This is a genomic window from Paenibacillus sp. FSL M8-0228 (genome assembly GCF_038007385.1).
GTDB classification, from domain to species: Bacteria; Bacillota; Bacilli; order Paenibacillales; family Paenibacillaceae; genus Paenibacillus; species Paenibacillus polymyxa_D.
Window position 1 is genome coordinate 5,277,088 of sequence record NZ_JBBOXA010000001.1, and the last position, 14,352, is coordinate 5,291,439.

General features: G+C 44.4%; 12 protein-coding genes. All 12 read right to left on the minus strand.

The window, feature by feature from the left end:
• Positions 1-71: 71 nt before the first annotated feature.
• The 12 genes from flgL to MKY98_RS23910 all read right to left on the minus strand — a co-directional run bounded on the left by flgL (position 72) and on the right by MKY98_RS23910 (position 14,086).
• The gene (gene flgL / locus MKY98_RS23855) at positions 72-980 is read right to left on the minus strand and encodes a flagellar hook-associated protein FlgL (RefSeq protein ID WP_069009989.1); all 909 of its coding nucleotides are present in this window, start codon (positions 978-980) and stop codon (positions 72-74) included.
• Between the two features lie 23 nt (positions 981-1,003).
• Positions 1,004-2,584, minus strand: a complete 1,581-nt coding sequence (flgK, locus tag MKY98_RS23860; RefSeq protein ID WP_069009990.1) for a flagellar hook-associated protein FlgK — start codon at positions 2,582-2,584, stop codon at positions 1,004-1,006.
• Between the two features lie 15 nt (positions 2,585-2,599).
• Positions 2,600-3,100: a flagellar protein FlgN gene (locus tag MKY98_RS23865; protein ID WP_069009991.1), complete on the minus strand. Its 501-nt coding sequence runs from the start codon at positions 3,098-3,100 to the stop codon at positions 2,600-2,602.
• 10 nt (positions 3,101-3,110) lie between these two features.
• Positions 3,111-3,386: a flagellar biosynthesis anti-sigma factor FlgM gene (gene flgM / locus MKY98_RS23870; RefSeq protein WP_039271505.1), complete on the minus strand. Its 276-nt coding sequence runs from the start codon at positions 3,384-3,386 to the stop codon at positions 3,111-3,113.
• Positions 3,387-3,582: 196 nt separating this feature from the next.
• Positions 3,583-3,993 carry a TIGR03826 family flagellar region protein gene (locus tag MKY98_RS23875; protein WP_069009992.1) on the minus strand — a complete coding sequence of 137 codons (411 nt, stop codon included), beginning with the start codon at positions 3,991-3,993 and terminating at the stop codon, positions 3,583-3,585.
• Positions 3,994-4,740: 747 nt separating this feature from the next.
• Positions 4,741-5,211 (minus strand): LysM peptidoglycan-binding domain-containing protein, encoded by a 471-nt coding sequence (locus tag MKY98_RS23880; protein ID WP_069009993.1) that lies wholly within the window; start codon positions 5,209-5,211, stop codon positions 4,741-4,743.
• 382 nt (positions 5,212-5,593) lie between these two features.
• A complete protein-coding gene (locus MKY98_RS23885; RefSeq protein WP_029514592.1) occupies positions 5,594-6,160 on the minus strand; it encodes a ComF family protein in 567 nt (188 codons plus the stop codon).
• Positions 6,161-6,508: 348 nt separating this feature from the next.
• Positions 6,509-8,623, minus strand: coding sequence for a helicase-related protein (locus MKY98_RS23890; RefSeq protein ID WP_069009994.1), 2,115 nt, complete (start codon positions 8,621-8,623; stop codon positions 6,509-6,511).
• A gap of 200 nt (positions 8,624-8,823) precedes the next feature.
• Positions 8,824-9,264 (minus strand): hypothetical protein, encoded by a 441-nt coding sequence (locus MKY98_RS23895; protein WP_029514594.1) that lies wholly within the window; start codon positions 9,262-9,264, stop codon positions 8,824-8,826.
• Positions 9,265-9,433: 169 nt separating this feature from the next.
• The gene (locus tag MKY98_RS23900; protein WP_007432713.1) at positions 9,434-10,156 is read right to left on the minus strand and encodes a response regulator; all 723 of its coding nucleotides are present in this window, start codon (positions 10,154-10,156) and stop codon (positions 9,434-9,436) included.
• A gap of 4 nt (positions 10,157-10,160) precedes the next feature.
• Positions 10,161-11,321, minus strand: coding sequence for a sensor histidine kinase (locus MKY98_RS23905; RefSeq protein ID WP_013312293.1), 1,161 nt, complete (start codon positions 11,319-11,321; stop codon positions 10,161-10,163).
• Positions 11,322-11,368: 47 nt separating this feature from the next.
• Entirely contained in the window at positions 11,369-14,086 is a 2,718-nt protein-coding gene (locus MKY98_RS23910) for a stalk domain-containing protein (protein ID WP_069009995.1), read from the minus strand.
• Between the last annotated feature and the right edge of the window lie 266 nt (positions 14,087-14,352).

Below are 14,352 nucleotides of genomic sequence, written 5' to 3' on the forward strand. Positions count from 1 at the left end.
TTAAAAATCAACAAAAGAGCTACGGATTTCTATCCATAGCTCTACAATACAAATGTCAAAGATTCAAAAGATTAACGCATAAAATCCATTAATGAAGGCTGCATAATCTGAGCGGATGATTTCAAGGCTGCCTCATAAATAGTTTGGGCAGAGGTTGCCTGAATCATCAAGCTGGCAATATCGGCATCTTCAGTTTTGGATTGCAAGGTCGTCAAATTCAGATTACGGTCATCAAGACGGGATTGAACCAGTTCTACACGGTTTGTGCGTGCCCCAACCTCAGACTGACTAGCCTGCATTTTTATGAAACGAGATTCAACATTTGCGGACTGAGCTGCAATAGCACTATAGCTGCCACTAGACAAGGCTGCGCTCAAGTTATCCATAATTTTAAAAACGTTATCCGTATCCGTTGACGCTCCAAAAAACTCACTTCCAGAAGTATTCACCCGAAATGTAGATTGATCTCCAATTGCATAATTCACAGCGCCTTGATCCGCATCAATTTGATCATAACTTGTCACAGTACCGGACAGCTCGTAAGGGGCCTGATCATATTTTTGACCGTTAAAGATATATTTACCACGAATTTGGCTATTTCCGATATTGGTCATTTGTTCCTTAAGCTGATCTACTTCCAACTTAATTGCATCCAATCCGGATTGGGGGACAGTTTCACTTGAAGCTTGAACCGTCAGCTCTTTTAACCGTTTCATGACATCTCCAGCCTGCTGCATCGTAGAATCTGTGAAATCTAACCAGCTTACGGCCGCATCAGCATTGCTGGAATATTGCTCATTAGAAGCCAACTCAGCTCTGTAGCGAAGAGCATAAGTCACACCCACTGGATCATCTGAGGGTTTATTGAGTTTGCGACCAGTTGTAATCTGATTTTCCATTTTACTCATATTGCTATAATTACGATTAAGGTTACTGAGCGTCTGCATACTCATCATCCCCGAGGTTACTCGAATCGCCATACACTACCTCCTACTAATCTAAATTAGAGCCCTACACGGCCTGTACTATTAATCAGCTTGTCCAGCAATTGATCGAATGTCGTCATAAAACGAGAAGCTGCGCTATAAGCATGCTGAAACTTGATCATGCTGGACATCTCTTCATCCAGGGACACCCCGCTGACAGACTGTCTACTTAAATCCACCTGTTCTGTCAAAAGTTGTGCGTTCTGTGACTGACGTTCCGCCTCCTGAGTCTGTACTCCAAGTTGTCCAACAATAGAGCTAAAATAATCATCCACCGATGTCGGAGTTGATAGAGCAGTCCCAAAATCGAATTTCACATTTTTCAAGTTAGCCATAGCCATAGCTAACGCATTATTACCGAGCACTACTTTCTCATCTGTCGTTCCTGTTCCATCTACCCGTAATGAGGTCGCAATTTTATTAGGATCACTTTGTATATCAGGATTTAATGTAATATTACCAGCTGTAATCGCGGCACCGTCTTTAGAGGTAAAAAAGGAATCACCTTTGGTAGGAGTTGCCCCACTAATTGTATAGCCCAACTGATGAAGCCCATTGATACCTTGGACAGTAACCTTCAAATCGTTTGTTAAAGTCCGGTTATTATTAGCATTAGAGTAGGTAACCGCTGTATTATTTGGTCCCGTATTCAATACCGTTCCTTCTGGAAGCACAGTTCCTTTAGGAAGGGTAACTTCAATATTTCCGTTGGCCAATGTGTTTGCCAATTGGTTTATCTGATTTTTATAATCCGCAACATATCTGTCACGTGACAATACCATTCCGTAAACTTCGCCGCCAGTCAAGGTGCCACCTGTAAAAGCAGCCTGAAGACCGTCCGCAGTTACTGGAGTAAGTTCGCTACCAGTTACAACTATCTGTCCAGCTACTGTTACTTGATATCCGTTATCTAATTGAGTAACTTGAACGTTAGCCAGTTTAGACAACTTATCAATCGCATAATCTCGCTGATCTCTCAAATCATTTGGATTATCTCCCAATGATTCCAACTTGGTAATATTCCCGTTTAAATCAGCGACAGATTGTAAGAGGGAGTTCATCTCTGTTGTCTTCAAAGTAATATTATTGGTTAAATCGGAATCTAGGGCGTCAAGCTGCTTACTCGTCTGATTCAACGCATCCGTTAAAGCCAACGTAGTCTCTTTTACGATTTTACGGTTAGTTACGTCCTGAGGATCCTGACTCAAATCCGACCAAGCATCCCAGAAATTATCCATTACTTTGCGCATTCCTGTGTCAGAAGGCTCATTCATAATCGTCTCGAGCTTATTCAGAGTATCGTAGCGGATACTCCATCCACCTAAAGAGGAGTTTTCATTACGATATTGATCGTCCAGAAACGTCTGACGGACGCGCTCAATAGCAGTGAATTCAACCCCTGTACCCATTTGACCTCGTACAACGGAACGGTTCAAACCGTATGCTTCCATAGATTCCGAGGCCTTCATACTAACCACTTGTCTGGAGTAACCAGCTGTGTTGGCATTCGAGATATTGTGTCCGGTTGTATTTAATGCAGCTGTTTGTGTGTTTAAGCTTCTTTTCGCTGTTTCTATACCATGAAATGTTGAGACCATGTTTTCCTCCTTCAATTAGGCGCGTGTATCAAATAGTCCCGCTCGTACTGATGATGTGCTCTTATCAGCTGGACGCTGATAAACCGCTTCAGATTCCGCATAATATGACATACTCTCAATAGAAAAATCAATATAGGAAAGCGCCTGTTGTATAAGCTGTTGATTCAACTCATTTAAATTTTTCAATTCTTCAAGCGTATCCGCTAATTTTTTTTGAATGTGAAGGAGGCGCTGCTTATCTTCTACATCAAACACAAGACGAGACAACTCCGTAATATTGAGATTCAACTTGGACTTAATACCACGTTCCTGCAAAAATTCATATGCTGCCTGCAGGCGTCGTTCATCCAGCTGTTCAATGTGTCTGGACATCTTCGATTCCTGATTCATGACTAGAATGAGCTGATCTACCTTATTTGATATCAGTGCTTCCTTTTTTTGAGTTCCTAATGCAATCAACTGCTCGTGAGTCTCTTTAAGCTGCTCCAGCACATCAATCAATCGCTCTAAAGGCATATTCCTTCACCTAGCTTTCGGAAGACTGCTTGAAGTAAGGTAACAGCTTCTCTGCAATTTTATCGGCATCTACACGATAGGTTCCAGAAGCTACTTGTTGCTTAAGCTCCTGAATTTTCTTAACACGATCTGCATCACTGCTGCGGTTCAGCATTTCCATCGCTTCCGGAGAAATCGAGACCTCGTCCTTGCGGCGAGACTTCTTAAGCTCCTCTTGACGTCCTGTTTCAATATTTCGTTGGTATGGATTAATAGCTCCGATGCGGTTGGTCTCGTTAATTTTCATAACTTCCACCTTCCTTAGTTATTTGATATGGTCAGAATGTATCAGACGACATAGCGTCGAGCATGGTTCGTATTATGCCTCACTTCTTTATTTTGTGCATGGTTGCTAAAAATAAAAAAACCGATAAGCTCTATAAAGATTATCGGCGGTATTTGAAACTTTTTGAATAGCTGAATGTGTTTTTAATTCCCCTGTACTACTTTCCACGAAGTTTATCAATCGCGCTGTAGGTACCTGAGCCCATATTATTACTTTGATCCTGATTACTACTTTCGCGTACAGCCTGATGCAGGTCTTTAGTCAGACGTGTTCGACAAGAATCGCACATATGTCCTGCACGAATCGGTATCCCACATACCTCGCAAGGATACGTCATATTGGGTGCATTAGCAATGGAAATACGTCCCTCGCGTATAAATGTCGTGATTTGCTTTACGGATACCTCAGTAGCCTCCGAAAGCTCATGCATATGAATGCCCTTATTCTCACGTATATGTTTGACACAGCGTTCGTATTCAATTTCAATTTCTTTAATACAGTTCTGGCAGATTCCCCTGACGTTCATAATAAACAGCTTTCCACATCGAGGACAGTTATCCAAATTCATCCTCTGTAGCGCCCCTTTCCAATTTCCGATCTTTAAAATACTTTTATCCTTACATTACCTTATAATGAAGAGCCTCGTCTAGCAAATATTTCAAAAGGAGATTTTCAGATTTTACACAATTGCACATCTTATAAGTTATCATATTAAAAGTATAAGAGAGAATGACCCATCAGCAAAAGTTTCTCTACATCTATATGCATCAATATGCAATGACATAAAAATAAAGAAAGCCCATGAAAGCTAATAACTCAGTCTAGTGTCTGTGTCTATTTATCGTCAAACATTGCTCCGTACTTTAGATAGAAAATAAAATAAGCGCCATTCCAGTTGTTTTCGGGAATAGCGCTTCATTATAAAATTAAAATAGCTATATGAATATGAGTAAATGTAGAAATTAATTATCAAGATGAGGGAAAAACCGGGCGAAACAATCCTCAGAAGAATTCATGTTCACCTGTGCCCCGAATGACATCAAGATAGCCCTGTAAATCCGGGGGAACGGCGCCCATACGAATGCTCCGCACATGGAGTGTGGGTATTCATAAATCTCATGGACCTAACATCATCTCAACTTATAACCTACCTGAAATCAAGCTAGATACACCAGTGGAAATTTGCAACCCAAAAAAACAAGCTATTTCACAAATAATTATTCAAAAAAGCATTGTTTTAATAGAGGCCTTCCCGTATACTATAGTCAAACGCTTGGTTTAAAAAACACATGTCGTTATACATTTATAATGATAATTATTTATTAGTTTTTGTTTGCGGTACTTGCAGTTCTTGGCCTGCTTTAATCAGGTTGTTGATTTTAACCAGTTCTTCAACAGTTACACCGTATTTTTCAGCAATAGAAGCCAGTGTGTCGCCATCTTGAACATTTACAGTAATTGTATTTACAGTTGTTGCAGGTGTTGTGGTTGTAGTCGTTGCTGGTTTTGTGGTTGTTGCTTGATTGTTGTTCTCAGTGGCTGGCTGAGCTGGTGTTGTAGTTGTTGCTTTTTCAGTAGTTCCAGTTCCAAAAAGTTTTGCTTCAAATGCTTTTTGTGCTGCTTCTTGTTGTTGAATGATCAGTTGTTCTTCAGCTCGATCCTTGTTGTATTCTGAACCAGATTTCGCCATTACTTGACCTGTTGCAAGTGGACTCAACAAAGATACTGCACCTAAACTAACTGCCAACATACTAGATACTACTACTTTTTTCATTACGTTTTTCATGATTTGTTCTCTCCTCTTTTTAGCTTTAAATTTTAATTAACTGCTTTACTACTGAGCGAGACACTCCCAATGTCCGCTCTTTAGTCATTAGCTAATCACTTATTACCAATCATGTTAGCTATCAACAGATAGAAATTGTACTCCTCTTTTCCAAAAAAATCAACCTCTAAATTGAAATATTCTGTTTTCATCCCTCACTTCCTTACTTTTTGTTTGTCTCTATATTTTTATTATATACCTCTCTCTAGCTCGTTGTCAAATCCTGCTGATTGTACGGCTTAAAAGACTTTTTGCTCTATCATTTAACCCTTCTTTCAAGAGAATTATAACCTTTTTTTCATAGTTTCAAGCGAAATTTATGGGGAATACCAGATATTTAGACTTATGATCTTGCTAAGGTCAGGCAAAAAATAGTCAAATGTATTCCTTGCTCTAATGCCTTTTCTCTCAAAACACGTGCACACGCCTGCAATGTGCTCCCCGTTGTATAAATATCATCAACAAGCAAAACGGTAACGGAAAGCTTATTTTCTGTAACACATTGAGATTTAGCTTTTAAAATAAAAGACTTCAGCAAATTTGTCATATTGGGGTGAACAGAAAACGCATTATTCATTGTGTTCATGCGTTCCTTTTTTGATTTAAAGCTTTGTTTGCCTGTATCTTGTGGACGAGCAAGTAAAGATAGGAAGGGGAGCTTATTCCGCTTAGCAATCTCTTCTGCCAAGATCCGAGCCTGATTGAAACCTCGCTCTGACAGCCTCTTCTCACTTACCGGAACACAGGTCACTACATCCACACTCCACAAAGATCGCTTGAAACGAGAATGTTTAAGACCTGCAAACTCATACCTCATCGCCTGATAGGCTCGATTCATGATCTCACCCAGCAGGGAACCATACTTTTCATTCCCGCGATATTTGAACTGTCCAATCCATTCTCTCATCATCGGCGTGTAGCTGGTTGCACTCCGATTGCACACATAGTAACGTACTAATCGGTCAAGCCTTACGCAATCCGGGCAAGACGTTGGACGTCCACAATAAACACAACGAATATCGTAAACCCAAGGAATTTGAAGCGAACAAGAAGTACAAATCCCGGGGAATTCGGAAAAACGCCCTGTGAGAGTGCCGCAAGCGATACATGTTTGGGACTGACGATGGAATAACCAATTCAAAAATAGACAGGTTCTTGGAATCATCCCCATACCAGAATGCACCTTTCTTGGTAGTTTACGTACCGACATTGTTTCAGGTTTCACATTTCCAAAAAAACTTTTTCTATATTAATGCATTTAGTGCTTCGCCTCCTTCAGGTATCCTCTTTTCCGAGCCAGTGCATTCATTCGTTTAATTTGTCTAATCGCTCTCTTTTGACCTCGAGTCCATTGAGGGGATGTAAAAATAACACCTCCGCATGGGTCATCCTTGGATCTTCCTGCGCGACCAGCCATTTGGACAAGAGAGGCTTCATCAAAAAGACTACTGTCCGCGTCTAATACATACACATCACTCCGTGGAACAGTCACCCCTCGCTCCAAAATAGTCGTTGTGACCAGAACTCGTATTTCAGTAGCTCGAAATAAGCGCACCTTAGCGGTTCTTTCTTCATCCTGTGAGGAGGTTCCAGCAATAGGTACATCAGGTAATTGTTTAATCAGCTGCTCCACAAGCCCCTGAATATGTGAGATTCGTGTCACAAACAGAAAAACCTGTGCTCCACGCTGTATGGATACACGTAGGCGTTGAATAAAGGATGCGGGAAGCCGACCTTTTTGCAGCCACTGTTGTACTGAAGCAGTCCCCAGACGAAAGGGGACAGGTAAAGGATAGCGATGAAAACGAACGGGAACCTTGGCATGTGGCAGTAGACCGCGTGCAGCCTCTTTCTGCAATGCATGCGGTGGTGTAGCAGATAAATAGATAAACCTTCCCATCGACTTACATACTGCTCGTGCAGCAAAGGCAAGCATAGGATCATTGTGATAAGGGAACGCGTCAATCTCGTCAATCACAACCAAATCAAAAGCTTGACGATAACGCAGTAGCTGATGTGTCGTCGCCAGTGTCAGCTGCCCCCTTTGCCAGCGTTCTGCGCTTCCCCCATAGAGCGTCACCATGCTTACATTGGGAAAAGCAATGGCCAAACGAGGGGCTAGCTCCAGTACCACGTCGCGGCGTGGTGTTGCTACAAGCGCCGTTCCTCCGTGATCCAGCACATATTGTAAGAGCGGAAACATCATTTCTGTCTTGCCTGCGCCTGTTACGGCCCAGAGCAGAAAACGTTCTACCGTGGTATCAGGCGCCTGCCGGTCAACGTTGTACCTCGCACCTTCGCCAGGTTTCGGCGAAGACTGCCTGCTACGGGCAAGGTTGTCGCCCTGCGAAGCGGTAGCATCTGATGTCCGGCACGCAACCCTATCGCGCTGAAACAACGCCCAGAGCCCACGGCCTTCCGGGCGAAAATGTCCCCGCACTCCGCCGTGCGGTGCAGCCAAAAAGCGCAGCGCCGCTTCGGCGGCGGCACGCTGCGCAGGACTTAGCCCCCAGCGGTCGAGTTCCGTCGCCGGGGCTATGCCTGCTGTGCACGGCAGCGCGGGTTTCGCTGCACCGCGCAGCAGCAGCGAGCATTCACGGCTGCGTCCAAGTGCGAGACATGTCTCGCAGTAGGCGCACGCCTTACGGCCGCACGATGCGCAGCTCGTGCGGTGCACTATCCCGCTGCCACAACGGTTGCAGCGGAGTTCATGCGTACGCGCGGCAGACCAGCGCGTGCGAGGTGCTGGATCGAGGCCAGTAGCAAAGCTGAGTCGGCCTTGCAGATATGCAAGTTGTGCAGCGGATCGCCAAGTACGCTCCAAACCTGGCGCTGCCTCTGCCAGTAGCGCTTCGACTTCTGGAACGAGTAACTGGCGTCCTGACAACAAATTAGCCAGTTCATTCGCTTGTCGTGTTAAACACTCCCTCTCCAATCCATCCATTCCCGTGACGAGGTCCCTTTTTTGAATAGAACGTAAAACTCCCTTTGTTTCTCGTCTCTCATCCCCACTTTCTGTGCGAGAAGTCCAACCTTGTACATGATCCCAAATGCATATATTCTCTACTCTTCCAGATAAAATTCGTTCTCCGTCAAAAGGTTCAAGAGCCAGTTCACTTTTTAGCTGTGCGATAATATAAGTCCACCACTGCCGTTTCCCCCATCGCTCCATACCTACTAATTCCTTAAATGTTTCACACAGCTTTGTTCCCCAGGACAAGGGGAGCTCATCTCCTAATAACACCCACCTTTCGACAACATTCCCCTGCCCCTCATCTGGATTCATCCACCATGTCATATCTACTCGAATATCCACAGATAATCGGAGATTCCAATTCCCCTTATACCTCACTGCATATACTGCAATTTTCACCTTCCCCTTCTCCCCCCATTCATTACTTTTTGGGTTCTTATCACCCCAGAGAACAGCAAAAAAGCACACTTCTGTGGCTAATAGCCTGAAGTGTGCTTCACATCAAGTAGATCTCAACGATATCCCTGTTGTCTTGCCTATGCAACTGTTTATAAACATTTATATCCGATTTTGACCACGATGTCCACAATCCCCTGTTGCTAAGGAACAAGCGGAGCGTCCGCCAACGACTTGACTGTTCTAAGATCAATAACAACCTGCTTTTCACCGCCTGACTTCGGTAAAACCGGGTTCCCCGGTGAAAAACGACTTGAAATGACTGAAACATCCATATGACTATAGCGCACTAGCCGTGTCAGAATCGGTAGCGTATCGTCCATAGATTCATCATCCAGTACCGTCACATGTAGCGGCCTCCGGTGCAGCCAGGCAAGTATGTTCAACGAACGCATCACCCATTCCACACGATCTCCGTCATTGGACGTAATCACAATATAGCGAATCGCGCGATGACCTGGAGATATCGCGCATGAATCTTCGCCATTGTGATAAGCCTGAACCGCCTGTCGTATATACATAAGATGCACGACAGCGGCCCCCACGCCGTATATAAGCAATATCCAAACCAAGTGAGCCGTCACGAGGGTTCCACCTCCTCCTATAGCGACAATATATGCCGTATAACAGGAAGAGGTGTCACGGTTATGTACTGGGTTTCTGTATGAGCGGACATATCGCCCGGAGTGAAAGACGGTACAGCATTCATATCTATTAGCAGCTGCATCGTCTAATGCATGGAAAAACTACACTTTACAGCGTAACCCATCCATATTTGATTGAGTTAATAACTGCTTGTGTACGGTCATCAACCTCCATTTTTTGCAAAATACTGCTGACATGGTTTTTGACCGTTTTCTCACTAATGAATAAATATTCACCGATCATCTTGTTGCTCTTACCTTCAGCCATCAGACGCAATACTTCAGCTTCACGACGGGTCAATGGATTATTTTCACCTGCGACAAACTTCACGCCGGCTTCCTTCGTATGACCTTCAGCCATAGCCCCTGTTTCATTCAAGTAGGTCATCCGGCGGAGTTGCTGAATGAGCTTACCTGTTACCTTCGGATGGATAAACGCATAGCCTTCATGAACCGAACGAATAGCATTAATGAGGGACTCGGCCTCCATATCCTTTAACAGATAACCATTGGCTCCCTTGCGCAACGTCTCAAATACATAGCTTTCATCATCATGAATGGATAAAATGATAACTTTGACATCCGGGAACATCTCACGCAGTTTTTCAGTTGCCTCTACACCATTTTCGATTGGCATATTAATGTCCATCAGAACAATATCCGGTTTCTCTACGTTACAGAATTCCAACACTTGAATACCATCACCACATTCTCCGATGACCTCAATGTCGTCCTCCATATTCAAAATACGTTTAAGCCCTTCACGGAACAACTGATGATCGTCCGCTAAGAGAACTTTAATGGGTGCATTGCTAATTTCCTGATTTTCCATGTTGTTACTCCTTTCCCTTTTCCACGTTGGTTGGGATATGAATCACTATCTTGGTGCCTTGATTCTCAGCTGATTCGATCTCCATTCTCCCCTCGAGCAGTTCAACCCTTTCCCGCATACCAATCAGACCAAAATGCCCATGATCTTTGCTTTTTTGCTGAAAAAGCTCTGGCTTGAAGCCCAAACCATTATCCTGCACCACGATTTTTACAAGCTGCGCCTGATAGGTAATCTCAACAAGCACATAGGTAGGATAAGCATGCTTGGCAGCGTTGGTCAAAGCTTCCTGGATCAGACGGTAAATGGCTGCTTCCATCGCGGAAGAGAGACGGTGTTCCTTGCCCCTTGTTTCAAAAAGCGATCTAATCTTCGTTTTTTCTTCAAAATCCTGCACATATTTCCGGAGCGTCGGAATAAGTCCCAGGTCATCCAGGGCCATAGGACGCAAATTGAAAATGACCTTTCGCATTTCCTCAAGACTGGAGCGAACCTGTTTCTTCAAGTCTACTATTTCGTCCTGAACCATCTTAAATTCCTGCTTGGCGATCATTCTTTCCACAATTTCCGTCCTAAGCACTAGATGCGCAAGGAGCTGCGCAGGTCCATCGTGAATTTCACGGGATATGCGTTTACGCTCCTCTTCCTGAGCCAAAATAATTTTCAGACCAATAAACTGCCGGTTTTTAGCCGATTCGATGATCCGCGTCACTTGTCCCAATTCGCCCGACAAATATTCCAGCACGACTCCCATCTGCGAACCGATGGTTTCGGCGCGCTCGACAGAAGCCTCAACACTTTTGGCCCGCTTTTGAAGATCATCTCTTCTGGCTTTGAGATACATTTCCTTCTCGCGGAAAATCATCACATCGAGTTGAAGCTGTGTTGCCTTCTCATAAGCCTGCTTGATATCCTCTTCCGAATAGCGAACGAAGTCACGGCTGACCTCAGTCAACCGAATGCGGGACCGCCGATAGTTCATTTCCAGCTGGTCCACCTTTTCGATCGTTTCTGCTGTTTCCTTCAAGACGCTCTGGAGCTCCTGATTTAACGTGACCAGCTCGGTCCGGGCCGTGTCCAATATTTCGAACATCTGATATTTGCTGTTCTCCATCACCTGGATGGCATTTTTAATGACTCGGTCTATGATATCGGCTTGAAAGTCCACAAATGTTCTACTCCAATCCTAGCATTTCAAGTATATATCATACCATATCATGATTGAAGGGTGATGGTCTTCGTTTCTTGTTCCCATTTTACAGTCATTCCTAACTGCTCAGACACGAGTCTCAACGGGACTAAAGTCCTACCCCCTAGCACAACGGGTGCAACATCAGTACTTTGACGCTTCCCGTTCAGAACAACTTCTTTTTTCCCTACGGTCAAATCCATCAGCACACCACCGCGCATAACGGTGATCCGTTGATCGCCCGCATTCCATTTGGCTTGTCCGCCAAATGCGTCCAGCACATACTTAATCGGAACATACGTTGAACCATCGCGAGTCATCGGAGCTGCATCAATTGTTGTAGGTGTTCCGTTTACTGTCATTGATTTTTGTCCGATCGTCATTTGAGCTGTTCCCTTTTTAAGTCCTTCTGTGCCGACCGTTCCCGGTGTATTAAAAGAAATATTATCAAAAGCAACATTGCCTGTTTTAGCACGCTCGTCCTGACCTTCCGCCACATTGACCACATAAAGACGTTTCAGCTTCGCTGGATACGAAATATTCAAACCGCTCATATCTGCATTAATGGTTTTCCAACCGTTCCAGTCGATCACTTTAGCGAGATCAATATATGCTGTTTTGCCTTGGGCATCCTCTAGCTCCGCACGCAGCCAGTTCAGACTCTTATCCCCTCTGACATCAATTGAGATGGAAGTAGCTGCCTGTTCAAGCGTTTTCCCGGACGTGCCGTTCAATTGGGCGTAAGCATACATTTTACCACTGCCATTTGTCATATCGTAGTTCAGTTCCAGCACTTTGGAATTGGCATGGTCACCATCTCCTTGTACAACAGCCACTGTGCCGGTAACACCTTCCACATTCGAAGTAAAATCAACCGGATACGAAACATTTTCGAAGTTCTCCCAATTGTTTGTACTTGCTCCGCCAGCAGACAAGAAGACGACAGCGCTGAAACCATCATAGCGACCGATGGCATAGCCCGTTTTCACGCCTGCATCCACCGTATTTACTGTAAGTTGATTGTCCTTAACGCTTCCCTTAAAGCCAATGAACTCCCATTTGAGCGCATCTGACGTAATGCTGACACTCTGTCCATCTTTTGTCTTTGCCGTTACCGGTACAGCGATTTTAGCTCCAGCGGTAAGCGAGCCAGTTCCACTTCCTGCGGTGAGTGATGAAATTTCATCTGCTCCAAGCACGGTGACCTTAGTTGTAGCGCTGGCTGAGCCACTGGATGCCGTTAAAGTAGCCGTTCCCGGTTGGGCCCCCTTCACAACGCCGCCGCTCACTGACACAACAGCCGGGTTGCTGGACTTCCACGTCACTTGTACTTTTGAGGTATCGAAGGGATTGTAGTAGTTGTCATAGCCTTTGAAGGAATAGCTTCCGGTCTGACCAATCAGCAGCGTTTTATTGCCCTTGATGGTGAAACCTTTGAGCGTTCCTTTAGGAGCATTGGTATATACCCCCACTCCATTTACGATACTACGTTGCTCTGTACCATATTCCGTATTGAACGTAAGTCCCGCTGTCGTATCCCCCAAATCACGAGTCACCATGGTCGTAGAACCGCCCCCATCGAGGTTCATACCCTTCCAAACGCCAATATCTTTCATCAGCGTTTGCAGCTCGCTCAGGGATACACCAACGCTGTTCCCATTCTTCTCAACGGCAATGACATAAGCGTAACGCTTGTCACGGGAATATCCCAAAGCTGTACGCGCACGCGTCCCGCCTATGCTTGTTGTGCTCCGGGAAAAAGAGGTTTTCTGACCGTCATTTACTAATATGGTATGTCCACCAATCATCATCTGAAGGTTGGAAGGATCTACTTCACTCCCTGTCGATTTAATACGAAGGCGATAGCTTGTTTCTACCGTCTGTCCCACGGTCAGATGCGCTTTGGCATAATCAGCCGCTTTACCGTGAGTACGTAAAATATAGCCATCCTGCGGAACGGTCATATTCAATGTAGCATTGTCGGAGACTTGCGTAACCACACCATTTTGTACCAATACCTCGGTAGGCGTTGTCGAACTGTTTTTGGGCCGCTCAATTGCTTTCCAAGCAGATGTATAAATATACATAGCATTAGAGTGACTATAACTGCCCCCACTCGTCTCAGGCGAATACGAAGCCTTGTTCATCCCCGCCAAAGAGAAAGACGACCCGTCTCCAGCTTTTACTGTTCCTTCAAAAGTAAACTGCTCCACCATCGGAGAACCATCTCTGGTTACAGCAAAGGCATACATGCCCGTTAAATCAGATGGAGTAGACATCAACACACCCTTGGATACTTGTCCACCGATCGGAGCTCCCTCGCTTGAGGTATTAAAATAATCCCCGTTTACACCAGCAACCGCTCCAGTCTCTTTTGCCATGCCGCCTGTGCTCTGCCGGGTCGTAAACTGTCCATTCTTCCCCGTCATGACATCCAGCTTAACGTACGGATTTTGCAAGTCTACTCGAATGATATCAGCCAGTGCTGTTCCTTTGGACCCTTTAAAACGATATTTCAATAATGTTGCACCCGAAGTAATGATCTCTTCTCCCAATTTTACAGTTGAACCAGAGGCTGCACTTGCGATTGGAGCAGACATCCAGCCATTCAAGGGGATTAGAGCCCCAGTTCCAGCAACTGGACCGACCCATAATACCCCTGCCAGTGTTAACACGGCCCATCTTTTAGCGATTCCTCTGCCATTAACTTTCACTTCACTCTGTTTCTTATTACTTAAAAACATTTGGATAATAGCTCCCATCTTCAATGTATTTAAACGGTTTTGTTCCGCGCATGTACTCTATCAATAAACAAAAAAATCCTCTTATGTTAATAGACTTATTATATAGGCAAAAGTTACGAAAGTCCCGTCAACTAATTCATAAAATCTAAAACGATGAATTGACGAATGCAATATCGGCGCACTATAATACATTTGAACTTGTTAGTTCAAATAATACTGATTAGTTCACTTCTCTAATTATGACCCTATCGGAAGGATTGATAATC

Bases quoted from the DNA above. Each gene is read 5' to 3' on its own strand.
- flgL (WP_069009989.1), bottom strand. From the start codon at position 980: ATGGCGATTCGAGTAACCTCGGGGATGATGAGTATGCAGACGCTCAGT.
- flgK (WP_069009990.1), bottom strand. From the start codon at position 2,584: ATGGTCTCAACATTTCATGGTATAGAAACAGCGAAAAGAAGCTTAAAC.
- MKY98_RS23865 (WP_069009991.1), bottom strand. From the start codon at position 3,100: ATGCCTTTAGAGCGATTGATTGATGTGCTGGAGCAGCTTAAAGAGACT.
- flgM (WP_039271505.1), bottom strand. From the start codon at position 3,386: ATGAAAATTAACGAGACCAACCGCATCGGAGCTATTAATCCATACCAA.
- MKY98_RS23875 (WP_069009992.1), bottom strand. From the start codon at position 3,993: ATGAATTTGGATAACTGTCCTCGATGTGGAAAGCTGTTTATTATGAAC.
- MKY98_RS23880 (WP_069009993.1), bottom strand. From the start codon at position 5,211: ATGAAAAACGTAATGAAAAAAGTAGTAGTATCTAGTATGTTGGCAGTT.
- MKY98_RS23885 (WP_029514592.1), bottom strand. From the start codon at position 6,160: ATGATGAGAGAATGGATTGGACAGTTCAAATATCGCGGGAATGAAAAG.
- MKY98_RS23900 (WP_007432713.1), bottom strand. From the start codon at position 10,156: ATGGAAAATCAGGAAATTAGCAATGCACCCATTAAAGTTCTCTTAGCG.
- MKY98_RS23910 (WP_069009995.1), bottom strand. From the start codon at position 14,086: ATGTTTTTAAGTAATAAGAAACAGAGTGAAGTGAAAGTTAATGGCAGA.